Below are 1,863 nucleotides of genomic sequence, written 5' to 3'. Positions count from 1 at the left end.
CCGCCGCCGCCCCCACCCAGCTGGGCCTGACGCGCGTTAGAGCCAGGCCGCCACGAGCAGGGCCACCGGCAGGGTCGCCGACCCTGCGGCATACAGGTACGCCACCGCGGGCAGCGCCGGGTGCGGCGGCCCGTCGGCCAGCAGCCGCAGCCGCACCGGCGCCGTGGTGCCGACACCCAGGGTCGCCCCGGTCTCGCCCGCCGGGGTGCGACTTCCCGCCAGCGCCATCAGGGCCCGGGCCGTCGCCACCTCACCGCTGCGCCGCACGGCGGCCCGGTCGGCCAGGGCCTCGACGAGCAGCCGGACCTCGGTCAGCGCCGCCGCCGACCGCAGCCGGGACGGGACCGCGTGGTGCACGACCGTGAAGAACTCCAGCAGCAGGTCGTGTCGGCCTCGCAGGTGGGCCTGCTCGTGCGCGAGCACGGCCGACAGCTCGGCAGGAGGTAGCGAGTCGAGCACCCCCTGCGACAACACCACCCGTGAGTGCCGCCCCGGGATGCAGTATGCCGTCGGTGTGGGGTGCTCGAGGATCCGCAGCTGCGCGTGCTCACCGTCGTGCCCGGCGATGATGTCGACCAGCTGCCGGTGGTCCTGCCGCACCCGGCGCAGCTCGGTGCCGACGTCGTGCCCCGCGTAGAGCAGCCGAGCGACGATCGCCGTGCTGGCCAGCACCGCGGGGACGAGGACCCAGGCCCGTGCCATCGGCTCGTCACGGTCCATCACCAGGGGCAGGGCGGCCAGGGGGACCGCCACCGCGGCCACCACTCCGCCGAGCGTCACGGCCTGCCACGCCACCAGCGATGCTCGCGGCGCGCGCCGGAACTGCTTCTGGCGGGCCATGAGGCCAGGCGCGACCCAGGCCAGCAGCAAGGCCAGGGTCGCGAGGGCGAGCGGGATCACGCCGACAATGGTGACAGCACCCGACTTACTGCACTGCAGCCACCCGGATCCGGGTGGCTGCAGTGCAACAAGTGCGGGGAGTGGGCGGAACGCCGCCGGTCGAGGGGCCCGAGCCCCGGAAACTAGGGGCGACGCAGCCCGCGACGTCGAGAGGCCGGCGGCGACGCGGCATCCGACGCTCGCCCCTCGATCTCGGCGAGAGCCGCCTTGAGGTCGGCGATCTCGTCGGTCGTCGCCCCGTCGAGGAAGTGCAGCAGGGCCGCTCGCCGGTCGGTGAGGTCCATGTCGGTCATGGTGCGGCGCATCGTCTGCGCGGTCAGGGCCTCACGCGTGGCGGCAGGCAGGTAGCGCCAGGCGCGGCCGTCACGCTCCCGGGTGACGAGCGACTTCTTGGAGAGCCGGTCGAGCACGGTCATCACGGTCGTGTAGGCGATCTCGCGCTCACCCTCGAAGCGGTCGTGGACCTGGCGCACCGTGGCGCCCTCGAAGTCCGCGCCCCCACTGCTGGCCGCCTCCCAGAGGTGCTCCATGACGACACGCTCGAGGTCACCGAGGCGGGGTGCCGAGGTCGAGTGAGGCATGACTACTCCTTCAGGGTTGAGGCAGCCTTCGAGGCTACGCCGAGGTCGAGCACCCGGTGAAAACGTTCGGCAGCCTCCGGGCGGTGGCTGACGAGCACCACGGCGCGGTCATCGGTGGCGTCGAGGACGTCGTCGAGCACAGCGGTGGCGGTCGCGTGGTCCAGGTGGGCGGTGGGCTCGTCGAGGAGCACGAGCGGGCGGTCGGCCAGAAGAGCCCGGGCGACCCCGAGCCGGGTGCGCTCGCCGCCGGACACACCGCGGCCGCCGGTGCCGAGCCGGGTCTCCAGGCCCTCGGGTAGGGCGTCGACCCAGGCGCCCAGGCCGGCACGGCCGAGAGCGGTGCGGATGCCGTCGTCGCTCGCCTCGGGTGCCGCGAGGCGCA

3 protein-coding genes are annotated in these 1,863 nt (G+C 74.1%); all 3 read right to left on the bottom strand.

Annotated elements, in window-relative coordinates; all coding sequences use genetic code 11:
- Positions 1–36: 36 nt before the first annotated feature.
- Positions 37–900 (bottom strand): M56 family metallopeptidase, encoded by an 864-nt coding sequence (locus PLL68_RS10090; protein ID WP_324533695.1) that lies wholly within the window; start codon positions 898–900, stop codon positions 37–39.
- A 122-nt stretch (positions 901–1,022) separates the two neighbouring features.
- Positions 1,023–1,481 carry a BlaI/MecI/CopY family transcriptional regulator gene (locus tag PLL68_RS10085; RefSeq protein ID WP_324533693.1) on the bottom strand — a complete coding sequence of 153 codons (459 nt, stop codon included), beginning with the start codon at positions 1,479–1,481 and terminating at the stop codon, positions 1,023–1,025.
- Between the two features lie 2 nt (positions 1,482–1,483).
- Positions 1,484–1,863, bottom strand: a 380-nt coding sequence (locus PLL68_RS10080; RefSeq protein WP_324533691.1) for an ATP-binding cassette domain-containing protein, incomplete at its 5' end; no start/stop codon positions are given.

This window comes from Ornithinibacter sp. (genome assembly GCF_035443565.1).
Lineage (GTDB): Bacteria > Actinomycetota > Actinomycetes > Actinomycetales > Dermatophilaceae > Fodinibacter.
Note: the sequence above shows the minus strand (reverse complement) of the source record. Positions and strands in the feature narration are given on the sequence as shown.